Source organism: Neorhizobium sp. BT27B (assembly GCF_050455485.1).
In the GTDB taxonomy this organism is placed as follows: Bacteria; Pseudomonadota; Alphaproteobacteria; order Rhizobiales; family Rhizobiaceae; genus Neorhizobium.
Genome location: NZ_JBCIYT010000001.1, coordinates 168936 through 182658, shown reverse-complemented (window position 1 = coordinate 182658; position 13723 = coordinate 168936). Strand labels below are relative to the sequence as shown.

The 13723-nt window shown below is 59.6% G+C and carries 16 protein-coding genes and 1 tRNA gene; 11 read left to right on the top strand and 6 right to left on the bottom strand.

What is annotated here, in order from left to right:
- Positions 1-20: 20 nt before the first annotated feature.
- The 5 genes from AAIH70_RS00955 (at position 21) to AAIH70_RS00935 (ending at position 3577) form a co-directional block, all read left to right on the top strand.
- The gene (locus AAIH70_RS00955) at positions 21-530 is read left to right on the top strand and encodes a DUF1993 domain-containing protein (RefSeq protein ID WP_132273378.1); all 510 of its coding nucleotides are present in this window, start codon (positions 21-23) and stop codon (positions 528-530) included.
- A gap of 126 nt (positions 531-656) precedes the next feature.
- Positions 657-989, top strand: coding sequence for a hypothetical protein (locus AAIH70_RS00950; RefSeq protein ID WP_132273379.1), 333 nt, complete (start codon positions 657-659; stop codon positions 987-989).
- Between the two features lie 98 nt (positions 990-1087).
- Entirely contained in the window at positions 1088-1765 is a 678-nt protein-coding gene (locus AAIH70_RS00945) for a response regulator transcription factor (protein ID WP_132273776.1), read from the top strand.
- A gap of 43 nt (positions 1766-1808) precedes the next feature.
- Positions 1809-3194: a sensor histidine kinase gene (locus AAIH70_RS00940; RefSeq protein ID WP_132273380.1), complete on the top strand. Its 1386-nt coding sequence runs from the start codon at positions 1809-1811 to the stop codon at positions 3192-3194.
- Between the two features lie 143 nt (positions 3195-3337).
- Positions 3338-3577: a hypothetical protein gene (locus AAIH70_RS00935; RefSeq protein ID WP_132273381.1), complete on the top strand. Its 240-nt coding sequence runs from the start codon at positions 3338-3340 to the stop codon at positions 3575-3577.
- Positions 3578-3613: 36 nt separating this feature from the next.
- Here the strand turns inward: AAIH70_RS00935 and AAIH70_RS00930 are convergent, their stop codons facing one another.
- Entirely contained in the window at positions 3614-3778 is a 165-nt protein-coding gene (locus AAIH70_RS00930; RefSeq protein WP_165931989.1) for a hypothetical protein, read from the bottom strand.
- A gap of 348 nt (positions 3779-4126) precedes the next feature.
- Here AAIH70_RS00930 and AAIH70_RS00925 point away from each other — a divergent pair, with 348 nt between their 5' ends.
- The gene (locus AAIH70_RS00925; RefSeq protein ID WP_132273382.1) at positions 4127-4924 is read left to right on the top strand and encodes a hypothetical protein; all 798 of its coding nucleotides are present in this window, start codon (positions 4127-4129) and stop codon (positions 4922-4924) included.
- A 215-nt stretch (positions 4925-5139) separates the two neighbouring features.
- Complete coding sequence (locus AAIH70_RS00920; protein ID WP_245519122.1) at positions 5140-6405, top strand: GGDEF domain-containing response regulator; 1266 nt, start codon at positions 5140-5142, stop codon at positions 6403-6405.
- A 56-nt stretch (positions 6406-6461) separates the two neighbouring features.
- Here the strand turns inward: AAIH70_RS00920 and AAIH70_RS00915 are convergent, their stop codons facing one another.
- Genes AAIH70_RS00915 through AAIH70_RS00905 form a run of 3 tightly spaced genes read right to left on the bottom strand, consistent with a single transcriptional unit; the run spans position 6462 to position 10105 of the window.
- Positions 6462-7895: a cytochrome c gene (locus tag AAIH70_RS00915; protein ID WP_132273384.1), complete on the bottom strand. Its 1434-nt coding sequence runs from the start codon at positions 7893-7895 to the stop codon at positions 6462-6464.
- A 2-nt stretch (positions 7896-7897) separates the two neighbouring features.
- The gene (locus AAIH70_RS00910; protein WP_132273385.1) at positions 7898-9532 is read right to left on the bottom strand and encodes a GMC family oxidoreductase; all 1635 of its coding nucleotides are present in this window, start codon (positions 9530-9532) and stop codon (positions 7898-7900) included.
- Between the two features lie 27 nt (positions 9533-9559).
- The gene (locus tag AAIH70_RS00905) at positions 9560-10105 is read right to left on the bottom strand and encodes a sorbitol dehydrogenase family protein (RefSeq protein WP_132273386.1); all 546 of its coding nucleotides are present in this window, start codon (positions 10103-10105) and stop codon (positions 9560-9562) included.
- A gap of 315 nt (positions 10106-10420) precedes the next feature.
- On the opposite strand from AAIH70_RS00905, the gene AAIH70_RS00900 reads away from it, so the two are divergent.
- Complete coding sequence (locus AAIH70_RS00900) at positions 10421-10864, top strand: MarR family winged helix-turn-helix transcriptional regulator (RefSeq protein ID WP_165931990.1); 444 nt, start codon at positions 10421-10423, stop codon at positions 10862-10864.
- A 150-nt stretch (positions 10865-11014) separates the two neighbouring features.
- Positions 11015-11263, top strand: coding sequence for a hypothetical protein (locus AAIH70_RS00895; RefSeq protein WP_132273388.1), 249 nt, complete (start codon positions 11015-11017; stop codon positions 11261-11263).
- Positions 11264-11481: 218 nt separating this feature from the next.
- Here AAIH70_RS00895 and AAIH70_RS00890 read toward each other — a convergent pair.
- Positions 11482-11556: transfer RNA gene (locus AAIH70_RS00890), tRNA-Asn, on the bottom strand.
- A 148-nt stretch (positions 11557-11704) separates the two neighbouring features.
- Here AAIH70_RS00890 and AAIH70_RS00885 point away from each other — a divergent pair.
- A complete protein-coding gene (locus AAIH70_RS00885; protein WP_132273389.1) occupies positions 11705-11992 on the top strand; it encodes a hypothetical protein in 288 nt (95 codons plus the stop codon).
- A 74-nt stretch (positions 11993-12066) separates the two neighbouring features.
- On the opposite strand, the gene AAIH70_RS00880 is transcribed toward AAIH70_RS00885, so the two are convergent.
- On the bottom strand, positions 12067-12711 hold the full coding sequence (locus tag AAIH70_RS00880) for an exopolysaccharide biosynthesis protein (protein ID WP_132273390.1): 645 nt from the start codon (positions 12709-12711) through the stop codon (positions 12067-12069).
- Positions 12712-13236: 525 nt separating this feature from the next.
- Here AAIH70_RS00880 and AAIH70_RS00875 point away from each other — a divergent pair.
- Positions 13237-13518: a hypothetical protein gene (locus AAIH70_RS00875; protein WP_132273391.1), complete on the top strand. Its 282-nt coding sequence runs from the start codon at positions 13237-13239 to the stop codon at positions 13516-13518.
- Positions 13519-13723 lie beyond the last annotated feature (205 nt).

Here is a 13723-nt window from a genome sequence, read left to right as displayed (position 1 = left end):
CAAATACACAGGACGCATCCATGTCGCTCTCGCTTTACGACATCACTCTCCCGGCCTTCATCCGCGCCTTCGAAAACCTTTCCGCCATTCTGAAGAAAGGCGAGGCCTTTGCTGATGAAAAGGGGCTGGATCACAAGACCCTTCTTGAAGCACGGCTGATCGAGGACATGGCGCCGCTCACCTCGCAGATCCAGCGTGCCAGCGATACCGCCAAATTCGTGGCCGTGCGCGTCGCCGGAATCGACGACGTGCCGATGGCGGACGAAGAAGTGACGTTTGCCGACCTGCACGCCCGTATCGAAAAGACCGTCGAGATCCTGAAGGCCGTCGAGGCATCAGCGATGGAGGGCAAGGACGACATTGAAGTGGTGCTGAAAACCGGCAGCGGTTCGACTACCTTCACGGCGCGCGATTACGTGCTCGGTTTCGCCATTCCGAACTTCTATTTCCACGTCACGACCGCTTACGCCATCCTGCGCCACAAAGGCGTTCCGATCGGCAAGATGGATTATCTCGGCCCGCGCTCCTAGCGTTTAAACGAGGCAGTTCGCCTTCTCCCGCGACGTTTTGGCCAAAGGCCTTGAGCAGTTCGTCAACGACCATGAGTTGAAATCATGCGCAGTCGGGCGCATCTTTACCGCAACCTGGGGGGACCTATGAATCGACTTCTTGTTGCGCTGCTAAATGGCCTGAACGGAATCTATGCTATCCTGATCGTTGCGGGCTTTACTCTCGCCAGCATGGCTTACTCACCCGCCATGGCTGGAGCGGGGTGGGTTGGCTTTTTCATCGGCATCGTTGTGGCGACTTTTACGTGTGGAATCATCGCTGTTGGGCTGCTCATCAGCGGCAACATCGCTAAGATTGAGAAACACATGAACTTTCTCGTAAAATCTGCCGAGTACCAGAACGACATTGCAAAGATGTCTCTGGCGCGCCAGCTAAACGCCGCTCCAGCGTCTGCACCTGCTCAGCCATCGCAGACTTAAGCAGTAACGCCGCCTCCCTGTTCGCGAGCCGCCTAATGCCGGTGACAATTCGTCGCATTGCCGCTATTCTCGGCCTTGCGAAGAGGGAGGTGTCGCCGGTGCGTATCTTGCTGGTGGAGGACAATGTCGCGCTGGCCGACGGGCTGGCGGCGATTCTGCGGGGCAGCGGTTATGTGGTCGATGTCGTCCGCGACGGTGCGTCTGCGGAAGCCGTGGCAGCCGCCCAGAATTTCGATCTCGTCATACTCGATCTCAACCTGCCGGAAATGGATGGGCTTGACGTTCTGCGCGCCATGCGTTCGCGGCAGAACCGTGCCGCCGTTATGATCCTCACTGCACGGGGAGCGCCCGAGGAGCGGGTGAAGGGGCTTGATCTCGGCGCCGACGATTATCTCACCAAGCCATTTGATATCTCCGAGCTGGAAGCGCGCATCCGCGTGCTCCTGCGTCGGCAGGCGGGCATGCGCTCGTCGCAGATCGGGTATGGCGGCGTCACCTTCGATCTGACCTCGCGCAGCTTTTCCAGCGAAGGCCGGCCGCTCGATATTCCCGCCCGCGAACTCGGATTGTTGGAGCTGCTGTTCATGCGCGCCGGCAAGGTCGTCTCCAAGGAGGCGATCATCGGCTCGATGACGGGTTTCGACGAGGACCTGTCGGCCAATGCGATCGAACAATATGTCAGCCGCCTGCGCCGCCGCCTGCAGCCGCATGGGCTGACGGTGAAGAGTGCGCGCGGCATCGGTTATTACCTCGAAGGCGCGGCGGCGAGCCGGTGAGTTTTGATGCTCGCCTTTTCCAGAACCAGACGATCGTGACCGCATGAGGCTGGTGCTTTATTCCATCCGCCGGCGCCTGCTGGCATGGTTGCTCGCCTCGACCGGCGTGCTGGGCCTGCTGGCTCTGTCCGACACATGGCGGGAGGCGCGCGAAACCGCCAACGAGGTGTCGGATCGTGTGCTGGCCGGCTCGGCGCTGGCCATTGCCGAGCGGGTCGTGGTTGCCGAAGACGGCAGTCTTGAAGTCGATATTCCCTATGTGGCGCTGGAAATGCTGACCTCGGCGGCGCAGGACCGGGTTTTCTACCGGGTTGATGGCCCACCCGGTACCTTCATCACCGGCTACAAGAACCTGCCGTTTCTGGCGCGTTACGAAGGCCAGCCAACGGCATTTTTCGATTCGACATTTCGCGGTGAACCGATCCGGGTGGCGACGCTGGCGCGCTCCGCCTCGACCGGTATCAATTCCATGCCCTTCATGGTGACGGTGGCGGAAACCACGATCGCGCGCCGGCAACTGACCAATTCGATCCTGCTGCATTCGGCGCTGCGGCTGCTTTTCTTGATCGTCGGTGCGACGCTGATCGTGTGGATTGCCGTGACCGTGTCGCTGCGGCCGCTCAGCCGGCTGGGCGGCGCGATTGCCCATCGCAGCCCGGACGATCTGGCGCCGATTGCCGACCGGGTGCCGAAGGAAGTGCAGGAACTGGTCGATACGGTCAATTCCTTCATGGTGCGGCTGCAATCGGCGCTCGATGCGTTGCGTCACTTCACCGGCAATGCCAGCCACCAGTTGCGCACACCGCTCGCCGTCATCCGCACCCAGTTGGCGCTGGCGACTCGGGCGACCGATCTCGACGAGGCGCGGCGGGCGGCGTTGAAGGCCGATGAGGCGGTGGCCGATGCCGAGCGCATGCTGGCGCAACTGCTGCTGATGGCGCGGATCGATGCAACGGCGCGCGCACGTCGCGACGGTTTTGCGTCGATCGATCTGACGGAACTGGCGCGTGCCACGACAGCCGAGCATGTGGTGCGGGCGGCAGAGGCCGGCATCGATCTCGGTTTCGAGGGCGAGGCGCCTGTTATGGTCAAGGCCGAACCCTTGCTGCTGACCGAGTTGATGAAGAACCTGATCTCAAATGCCGTTCTTTATGCGGGCGAGGGCGCCGTCGTCACCCTGCGGACATCGCAGACGGAAAACGAGGTGATTCTCGAGGTGGAGGATGACGGTCCGGGCATTCCACCAGGTCGCAGGACGCAGGCGCTGACCCGTTTCGAGCGTGGCGGATGGCAGGATCGGCCGGGAAGCGGACTTGGGTTGCCGATTGTCGAGGAAGTCGCCGCGCTGCACGGCGGCAGTGTCGAGCTTGCGGACGGACCCGGCGGCAGAGGGCTGACGGTACGCGTCCGGTTCCCATCCGAAACTTAAGTGTGTGCGTTTATTCAGACAATGCTAATTCGCGCGCCGGTTACAGGTTAATGCGAGCTTGACTAATGATTTCGATAAAGCTGGGCATTTTAGGCAGTTGGCGCGTTTCCGTCCCGATTTGATGATCAAAGTGATGGATGGATATGAGCAGACAGAAGCGCGATTGGCAGGAGATCGCCGCGGAAATCGCCAGCTATAGACAGATGTACAATTTCGCCTGCCAGATTGTCGAAAACGCGCCGGTTGGAACCGGCGAGAATGAAGCGGCCACCCGGCTGATGGAATCCCTCGAGGATATCGTTCATCTGCCGATCGCCGAGGCGAAGCGACTGGCGCGCGCACGTCGGCGTTTCGAAAAGCTCAAGGCGTTGCTGGCGGCCTGAGCCGGTTGGTTGGCCGGCTCGTCACCCTATCAAGTCTCAGTGGAAGGTTTCGGTGCGGATATCCTGTTCCATGATGCGGAAGGCCTCATCGAGCGCCGCGACCAGGATGTCCGTCAACTGATCAGGATCATTGTCCTGCAGGAAAAGCGCAATGGCCGAATCGCTCGGCTCGTGGCGGTTATGGTCCGTTTCATTTGACATATCATTGTCCTCGTTGGGGCCGGACTCATTCCGGTGACGAGACCCTAGAATTCAGGGCTTGCGTAAAACTGGATCAACACCGCCGCGAAATCCGCGAAATACACACATGATCAAAACTGACACAGGTGCCGATAGCCCCTGCATATAGAGGGGGAATCCGCTTTTCTAGAGGCTGGTGTCATGTTTGGCGGCACGTCTGCGCACCCATGCGCCCGGACCCCTTGTATTTCAGGCTTGTGGATGACGAAAAAAATCTGCGCCGAAACGGTACGCTCAATCGTCTCATGCCAACCATTCGGAAAGATTTATTAACGATACTCCGTCGCAAACGGCGTGAAGGAAAAGGCAATGGCAAAGGCAGCCACGAGCAGGGCGCGCAAGACGCGCCGTTCAAGCAAGGCAAAGGGCGGGGGCGGCATGACGCCCTGGTACGGTGCAGCGGCTCTCGTGGTCGTCGGTATCATCGCCTATGATAACCGCGAGGATCTCGCGCGATATCTGCCCCCGACAAAACCGCCGGCGACCGCGGCCAGCCGGCATGAGGCTGCAAAGCCGCAGCCGTCGCCACGCCCCACTTCGCCGCCAGCCGTGTCGAGCAGCAAGGCGGCCTCGAACCTGCCCGCCAATGTGCCGGTCCCGCCGGCATCCATTCCGTCACGATCCGTACCGGCAACCGCACCGCAGCCGATCGCCAAGCCGATGCTGGCCTCGCTGCCGCCGCCGGCCATTCCAACGGCAGCAGGTGCGAAAGCACTTGCGCCCGATGGTGGTGCCAAGATGGTCGGTGCTGGCTTCAAGGGACAGTTCTATTATTGCGGCCGGTCGGGATTGAACGACTGCATTGCCGAGGCGGGTGTGTTCTGGCACGACAAGACGGCGGTGCGCCTGGCCGATGTCGACGTGCCCGGAGCCGAGTCTGCAAAGTGTGATGCCGAACGCCAGCGCGGTTTTCGCGCCAAGGTTCGTCTGCGGGAGCTTCTAGGCGCTGGCCCGTTCGACCTTGTCCTTTCGGATAGCGGTGATCGAGAACAGGCCGGAGCCAAGCTGCGGGTGGCGATGCGGAATGGTAAGTCGATAGGTGATCAGCTTGTGCGCGAAGGTTTGGCGCAACCAAAGGGTGGTGCTTTTACCAATTGGTGTTCATGACAACATGAGCTTTTGCTCTAAAAGCTTCTTTCCGCTCGCAATTTTACTTCCACTATAATCGCTTGGTAACAGGTTGCCTCCTACAAAAGAGGAAATTTGGGGTGACTGTTATTGCGGTGGGGTAAATGGCAGGCAGAAAAGACGCGCGACACGTGAGTGTTGCGACCATAAAAGACGACCACAATAGAATACTGCTGATCGAAGATTCTCCGGCCATGACGATGTTGCTGCGGCAGCGAATGGAAGAAGAAACCGGTGCGGATGTCGTATGTTGTGACAGCTTGGCAAGCGCTCGTGTTTGTCTTCAGACGCAGCAGTTTACGCTGGCGCTGACCGGACTTAATCTGCCGGATGCGCCGCGCGGCGAAATTGTGGGCCTGCTCGGGGATTTCGGAGTTCCGACGATTGTTTTTACGGCGATCTTCGATCCGGAAGCACGCGAGCGTTACGCCGAAAAGAAAATCATCGACTACATCGTCAAGGACGGCAAGCGGACAATCGAGACCGTGCTGCAGACAGTGTCGCGCATCCTCTCCAACCGTGCCTTCACGATCCTCGTCGTTGACGATGCAAGATCAGCACGTTCCGGCCTCGTTGAAATACTGGCGCGCCAGAATTTTCGCGTTCTCGAAGCGCATTCCGGCAAACAGGCTCTCGAGATCCTGGAGGCTGAAGAGATCATCGATCTCGTCGTGACCGATTATCACATGCCCGACATGGATGGTTACGAGTTGACGCGGCGCATCCGCGAGACCCGTTCCTCGGAGGAAATGCGCATCGTCGGCGTGTCTTCCTCGAATGACCGGTGGCTTTCGGCCAGTTTTCTCAAGGCCGGCGCCTGCGACTTCATCTATCGGCCGTTTGTGCCGGAAGAATTGCAGTGTCGCATCGACAATAATATCGAGACGCTGAAGCAGATCCAGCGGCTGCGTTATCTGGCCGACCGCGATTACCTGACCGGACTTTCCAACCGTCGGTGCTTTTTCGAGAAAACCAAACAGATGGAGGAGGCGAGGCTGCCCGGCCAGTGCAGCAGCGTTGCCATTCTCGATATCGACCATTTCAAGCGTATCAATGACACTTACGGTCACGAGGCAGGTGACCGGGTGCTGAAGATGGTGGCCGATACGCTGACAGAGATCTGCGCACCGGCAAAGCATTTTGCCGCGCGATTGGGTGGCGAGGAATTCGCGCTTTACCTGCGCAATACGGATGCTTTCCAGGCGCATTCTTTCTGCGAGCTGATCCGCCAGCAGATCGAGGAACTGGTGATGGAGGTCAACAAGCACGAGATCGCGGTGACTATCTCGATCGGCGTGGTGGAGACCGAAACCGGCGAGAGTTTTGACAACAATCTCAATGCTGCCGATCAGTTGCTTTATCTGGCCAAGAGCAATGGCCGTAACCGCGTCTATTCGACCCTGACGCTGCCGGAAGCCATGGCGGCCGCCAAGTCGTCGGCTGTTGCCGAGCTCTTCTAAACAAAAAAGCCGCCCGGCGAGGGCGGCTTTCAATTTTGAACGCAATGCCGCCGCGATTACGCGGCGGTTTGCGTTTGTGCCCGCTTGCGGCGGAAGAGCCATACGGCGGCACCCAGCACGATCAACGCCGCAGCAGCGCCGGCACCCATGCCGATACGTGCAAACAGCACCAGCTGCGAGCTGGGGCCGCCCTGACGGATCACCTGCACGTCCTCCGGCGTCACGGTCAGCTTCGCATTGCCATAGTCCTTGAGGAGGAAGTTCGACAGCGAGGCGACCTCGACATTGCTGAGCGCATTGACGGTGTTCGGCTGGTCGCCGAAAGGCGGCATGAACACGTGGCCGCCCTTGGTGTGGCGATCGACGCCGTAGAGGATGGCGGCGATGACGTTCGTCGGGTTGTCGCCGGCCGTCGCCGCATTGTGGAACAGGCTCGGATAATAACCGTCCGTCGTGCCTTGCGCATTGTAGCCGTGGCAGGAGGCGCAGTTGGCGGTGTAGAGTGCGGCACCTGCCTGATCGCCCTTGATGCCTTCGGCATAGTTCCTGCCACGGAAGGCGGCGAGTTCGTTGCCGGCCTTGCCCTGATCGAAGCGTGTCGGTGCGGATGCCTGGGTGGCATTGGCGGAGGGCACGCTGCGCACATAGGTGGCGATAGCGTTGAGATCGGGATCAGTGAGGTGCTGGAACGAATAGCTGATGGCTTCCGCCATGCTGCCGGCCGCCTGAGCGCGGTGATCGAGCCGTCCAGTCTTCAGGTAGGTGACCAGTTCTTCCTGTGTCCATGTGCCGATGCCGTGCACCTTGTCATTGGTGATGTCAGGCGCGAACCACGGGCCGATCTGGCTGCCCGTGAGGTTCAGGTCTTTCTGCTCCTGCATGAGGGCGCCACGCGGCGTGTGGCAGGTGCTGCAATGGGCGGCACCTTCCGCAAGGTAGCGCCCGCGGTTCCACTCGGCCGACTGCGCCGGATCATCCTTGTGCATCTCGTTCGGACGGAACAGCATGTTCCAGCCCATCATCGAGGCGCGGATGTTCATCGGAAATGGCAGACTGGTTTCCGGCGCCTTTTCGTCCACCGGCTGCACGCCCTGCATGAAATAGGCGTAGAGCGCGTGGATATCCTCATCCGTCATGTTGGAATAGGAGACATAGGGCATGGCCGGATAGAGGTTGGCGCCATCGCCGCGAACACCCTTGCGCACCGCGTCGGCGAACTGGGCTTCGGTATAGTTGCCGATGCCGAACTGCTTCGACGGCGTGATGTTGGTCGACATGATCGTGCCGACCGGCGACGACATCGGCAGGCCACCGGCCATCGGCTTGCCGCCGGCATGGTTGGTGTGACAGGCGACGCAGTCCGACGCGGTCGCCAGATAGCGGCCCTTGTCGATCAATTCCTTGGAAAATTCCTGGGCGGAAGCCGTGACCGGAGCAAGGGCAACCAGCGCCAGCGGTGCGGCGAGGGCAAAGGACGTGATGGTCTTCATGATCATGCACCCCGCATCTGGTCGACAATGGCGTCGCCGGCCTTGAGGGCGAGGGCGACCATGGTGATGGTGCTGTTGCCGCATGCGCCGGCTGCCATTGCGCCGCCGCCCGGAATGAACAGGTTTTCGTGGTCATGCGACCGGCAATCCACGTCAACGACCGAGTTCGAGGCGTCCTTGCCCATGATGGTTCCGCCCATGATGTGCTTGCTGTTGTTGAATTTGGGGCTGATCTTGATGTCGACGGCACCCATGGCCTCGGCGATCTGCTTGCCGATCGGCTGCGAATAGGCTTCCCAGGATTTACGAACGTAATCACCGACGTCGTAGTGGATCGATGGCTTGGGCAGGCCGAGCCAGTCCTTCTTGTCGGAGAGTGTCAGGCGGTTGTTCGGGTCCGCAAGGATTTCGTGCGCGGCGACGATATCCGCCGTGCAGGCGGTCATGCGGCGGATTTCCTCATCAAGTGCCTTGCCGACGAGGCCCTTTTTCAGCGCCGCGAAGGTGACGAAGCGGTTGCGGGCAAAGTTATTATAGCGGAAATAGGCGCCGGCATGCTCCGAGCGGAACGAGCCTTGCGACGTTTGCATGATGCCGGAATTGACGACCGGGCCGACGCCGGACCAGTACGGATCCTTGGTGGTGACCGTAAACGAGCGGGCCGGATGGTCCATCATGTTGCGGCCGACCTGATCGGACGAATTGGCAACACCGTTCGGGTTGCGGTCGTCCTTCGACATCAGCAGCAGTTTCGGGTTTTCAAGGCCGTTGCAGGCGAGCACGAACAGTTTGCCGGTGATCCGGTGGCTCTGCTTGTGCTGGTCGTAATAGCTGACGGCTTCGATCTTGTTCTGGGCGTTCGTTTCGACCTGGTAGACGACCGAATCGACGAGAAGGGTGACGCCTTTCTTTTCCAGGCGGTGCAGCGCCGTTTCGGCATCGTATTTTGCCGCGACCGGACAGACCGGTACGCAGTTGTTGTTGGCACAGCAGGCCGGGCGGCCATCATAGGGCATGCCGCTATTGCGCGCCTGCGAGACGGGGATGTTGTTGTAGCCGAGCGTCTTCACGACGTCGGTGAAACGCACCTCGCCCGGAGAAAATGGCAGGGCCGGCATCGGATAGTCAGCCGAGCGGGCACCGGTCTGCGGCCATTGCTGCGCCCTGTCGGAGGGGCCGCAGATGCCGAGCTTGTGTTCGGTGCGGACGTAATAGGGCTCGAGCGTGTCGTAGTCGAAAGCCCAGTCGCGGCCAACGCCGTAAAGCGAGTTCAGGCGCATATCTTCCGGCGTCAGGCGCCAGGACGTGCCTGCCCAGTGCCAGGTCGAGCCACCCGCATATCGGATGAAGGTCTGGTCGTAGGCATCGGGGCCGGTGAATTGCAGATAGGCATTTTCCGGCTTTTCCGCGCCAGTCGGATGCGGCGCCCAGGGGCGGGGCGGATAGGCGACGGATGTATCGCCCTTGACGCCGAGCGGCGCGTTGCGCCAGTTCTCGACGACTTCGGCGCGCGAGACGCGCGGGCCGGCCTCGATCATCAGCACGGAATGGCCTGCATCGAGCAGCTGTTCGGCGATCACGACGCCGACCACGCCCGTTCCGACGATAACGACGTCGGCACTGTTCTTGGTAACCATGGGAAAACTTCTTTTAAATGGGGTTCGTCAGAAGCGCGGCATCGGGGCCGACAGCGGCACGTTGGGGCGTGTCCACAGGTTCGGGCCGGAAATGCCGTAGGAGGGGATGGTGACCACGTCGCTGGTGGTCTTGAAGGTCAGCGCCTCTTCATAGGTGAAAACCTTGGCATCGCGCTTTTCCGACGAACAGCCGCTGTACCAGGCAAAAATCACCCAGTGGGCAAAGTCCTTCAGCTCGCCTTCGGGGATGTCACCAAAAAACTCTTCGACCGTCTTTGCCTGCTTCTTTTCGGCAATGGCGATGATGGCATCAAGCATGCCGGCAAAATTCGTGTATTGGCCTGTCGCCGTCTCGGCGATGCGGGCGCCGACATCGGGGTTAAGCCGATGGTCGATCAGCAGATTGGAGAGCTGCATGAAGCGGCTCTGCGCGCCGGCATCGACCGCCGCCAGCGCCATGCCGGGACAGAGCGAAGCCGCCATGCTGCCGGCAAGAAGGGTGGCGCCGCTGAGCAGCATGCCGCGGCGCGACATCATCAGCTTGCCGTTGGGATCGTTCGACTGTCTCGTCATCGTTTTCCTGTCCATGAAGAAAGCGAGGCTGTTGCCTGCGGGAAAAGGGTTTTCGGCACGGCCGGTGCGTTGCATCGGCGAAAAATGTCGGGCAAGGTCGCGCTCTTCACCGTGGCGCTGAGCGCCTGGCGTCCGGAGACTGGAAAATGCTGACGGATTTCGGGCATGCGGAAGTCACGAAAAAAAGCGCGAGCGGACCTGTTGACGCTGTCGCGAGACAGCGCAGTCCTCCACCGCGCCAAATTAGTTGGATAGCTGATGATCAGTTACGCCACCAGTTGACGTATGTCAATCTGTCGCAGGGAGACGTTTTCCGTGATCGTGACCGCCGAGCATATGCTGAATACCCATGGGATACTCTTGCGGCGCTGCCAGCAGGTGGCGCTTGCTCTGTTTACGGAAGAGGCGTCGGAATTCGGGTTTTCCCCAACCCAATATAGCGCGCTGGCATTCACCTATATCGAACCGGGCATTCAGCAGAACATGCTTGGTGAACGCATCGCACTCGACCGCTCGTCGGTGACAAAATGCGTCGAGATTCTCGAAAACGAGGGTTTGATCCGGCGCGAAGTCGACAGCAAGGACAGGCGCGCGCGCCTGCTGTTCATCACGCCCGAGGGCGAACAGGTGTTGCAGACGGTGCATGAGGCGGCGCTCAAGGCCAGAAGCCGTATCCATTCGGCCATGGGAAAAGAGCGGTTTCAGAATTTTCTGGAAGACATGAAGGCCTTCAGTGCGATTCTGGAGGAGAAAGCCTGACGTGTTCCGTGTCGGGCTGATGCCGACGAAGGTCATTCAAACCGTCGAACTGTGCTGACGTTTCAGCCTTCGTGTTTTTCGAATCAGGAACAAAATGATTCCGCTGCCGTTATGCGCAAACAATGACGCGTGAGCGCGCGGAGATCAGTTATGCTTTCCAATAGAGTTTCGTCGACCGTATTGTCTTCCGATGATCTGGAAGAGATCGATCGCTTCCATACCGCATGGTGCGAAGAGAACGGCGTCGACAAGACCGATGCCGAGGCGCTCGATGTGGCGTCAGGGCTGATCGATTGGTATGCTTCCGACACGAAGTACCGTTCGCGCACAAAACTCGATCAGGCGCCGGCTCTGCCCGAATCTGAACGGATCAAATCCCTCCTCATGCGGATCACCTGAAACATTCGGACGAATGTCTGTGCAGACGATTCGATTTCGATGGCAGGAAGACGTGACCTTGCCGTCTCTCGAAACAGCCTGATCGCTGAGGGCGGACTGAAAACGCTCGGTTCTGATTAACGGGGATAAATGCCTGCACACGGCGATAGTCCGTATAGCAGAAAAGAAAACGCCCGCTTTCGGATTTCTCAACGAAAGCAGGCGTTTGTCTTTTAATTTGGCTCCCCGGGCCGGATTCGAACCGGCGACCTGTCGATTAACAGTCGAATGCTCTACCGCTGAGCTACCAGGGAAAAACCGCGTCGCCGCGGCGGTGAGCGGGGTAATACAAACGCTTGAGCCATTTGCCAAGCGCTTTTTTGCAAAAAAATGAAGGAACTTGTTTTATCCACTGCGACTTCCCACTTCGCGCCTGAAAATATCGACCAAAATGGAGGCCAGATGGCTGCGACTGACGAGGAAAAAAGGTCCGGGTTCGGGATCGATCCAAAGGACGGAAAGCTGATGCTTGGGCGCTTTCGCCTTCCTATGCCGCGTTCTCGCTACGGTCGCATGGCATTGGGCATCCTGCTGGTCATCTGCGGCTGCCTCGGTTTTCTGCCCATACTCGGATTCTGGATGGTGCCGCTCGGCCTTCTCGTTCTTTCCGCCGATATTGCCTTCGTCAGACGCAAGCGGAGGCGTTTTGCCGTCTGGTGGGCGCGTCGGCGTGCCCGCGATGCCCGATAAACAGAATCGCCCGCGAAAATTCTGAGATTTTCGCGGGCGATTTGATTCTGCGTTTTGCGTCCGGACTTTTGTCCTTACGAACTGAAGACCGACATCAATCCCTGGCCGGCGCTGAAGGCGGCATAGGCGAGCGCGGCGAAATAGATTTTCGTGCCGACGAGAAATGCATAGCCGCCAAGCACGACCAGACCATCACGCTGGATCATGCCCACCGCCAGAAGCAGGATGGCGACTGCCGGCAGCGTGTTGGAAAATGGAATGAGGCCGAGCGGGAACATCAGAAGAATGCCGCCGACCGTGATGGCCAGCGCATTGATGCGGTTGGCAATGGTGCTGCCGGTCAGCTGCGTCATGCGCGGTTTGACGAAACGGTCGAACTTCCCGACGATGCCGATACCGCGTTCCAGCGCCGGCACCAGTTTGGCTGTGTCGAGCTTGCGGTCGAGAATGCGTCTTGGCAGCCAGGGCAGGCGGTTCATGCACACGGCGATGCCGACCAAGATGATGGCGGCGCCGAACACGGTGCTGACGCCCGGAATGGAGACGGGAATGAGGAAGGGCAGGGAGGCGATGGCGCACAGCAGCAAAAGCCCCTGCTCGCCGACGGCATCCATCAGCTCACGCAGCGTGATCGACTGACCACGTATGCCGCTGACAAGCGCCTGCAAAGTCTCCGTCAGGGAGCGCGAGGTATCTTCGAATTCGACCGATTGCTGCACATTCACCTCCGTGTTGATGCGGTTGTGATGTGTCTAGCAGCTTTGATGCCAAGCGAAAACCGACCTCGCGGCTCGCCGGCGGGCGAACCGTCATTCAGGCTGGCCGGTAGAGCGCCGAGCGGAAGTCTTATTTATGCGCCACGAAATGATCGTACATGCCGACACAAATGACCAGCGCAAGCACGCCGAGTACAAACGGATTAATGGCGGTGACAAATTCAAGATAGTGCATGACGGTTTCTCCTCTTACCGCATGACAAGCTTACCTCAGGGAGGGGGTGCGGCATTGATCCGCCGCAAATGCTCCTCCCGGTCCACGCATCGCAGGGCGCAATGCGGTGCCGTCGGTCTCCTCAGCCCTTCAGCACACGGTTATGTTAGCAGATTTGATGACTGCCTGCCAGAGCGCGTGTTCGTGTGATTTTTCTTCGATGGTTTTCGACAGTGCCGATGGTCAGGATCGCTCAAGAAAGCGGGTCCACACTTGTTTTTCATCAAGGGCGCCAGACTGGAAAGGCGGCAGGCATGGTGAAATTTATGGTGATCGAGGGCGGCAAGGGCAGATTTGCTGCGAATGAAGCGGGCAGGGCCGGTCGGCCAACATCCGAGGATGTGCGCAAGGAGGCGGAACGGCGCATCCATGCCAGCGGTTACGACGACTGGCGGGTACGGGAACTGGCGACTGGTACGCCGATGCCAATCGAAATCCGCTATCTGCGCATGCAGATCGAGTATGCCGCACAGGCGATCGCGCGTTTTGTAAAGATCCCGGCCGATTTCGCCTCGGACAATTACTGGCCGGCGTGATCGAATGTCGAAGGAGAATTTAGAACGGCCTGCGTGATCTCGCGGCAGCAACGTGACGTCAATCGGTCGCCCGACCCCGTTCTAAAGCTAACGGCAGTCGCGTTCTGCGGCGCTTTTGCCAGAAGCGGCCGTATGCGTCCAGTGGCATTTCGAATCGCGATGCCTGCCGCATGTCTGAAAGGACAGGGGAAACCGCAGGATCACT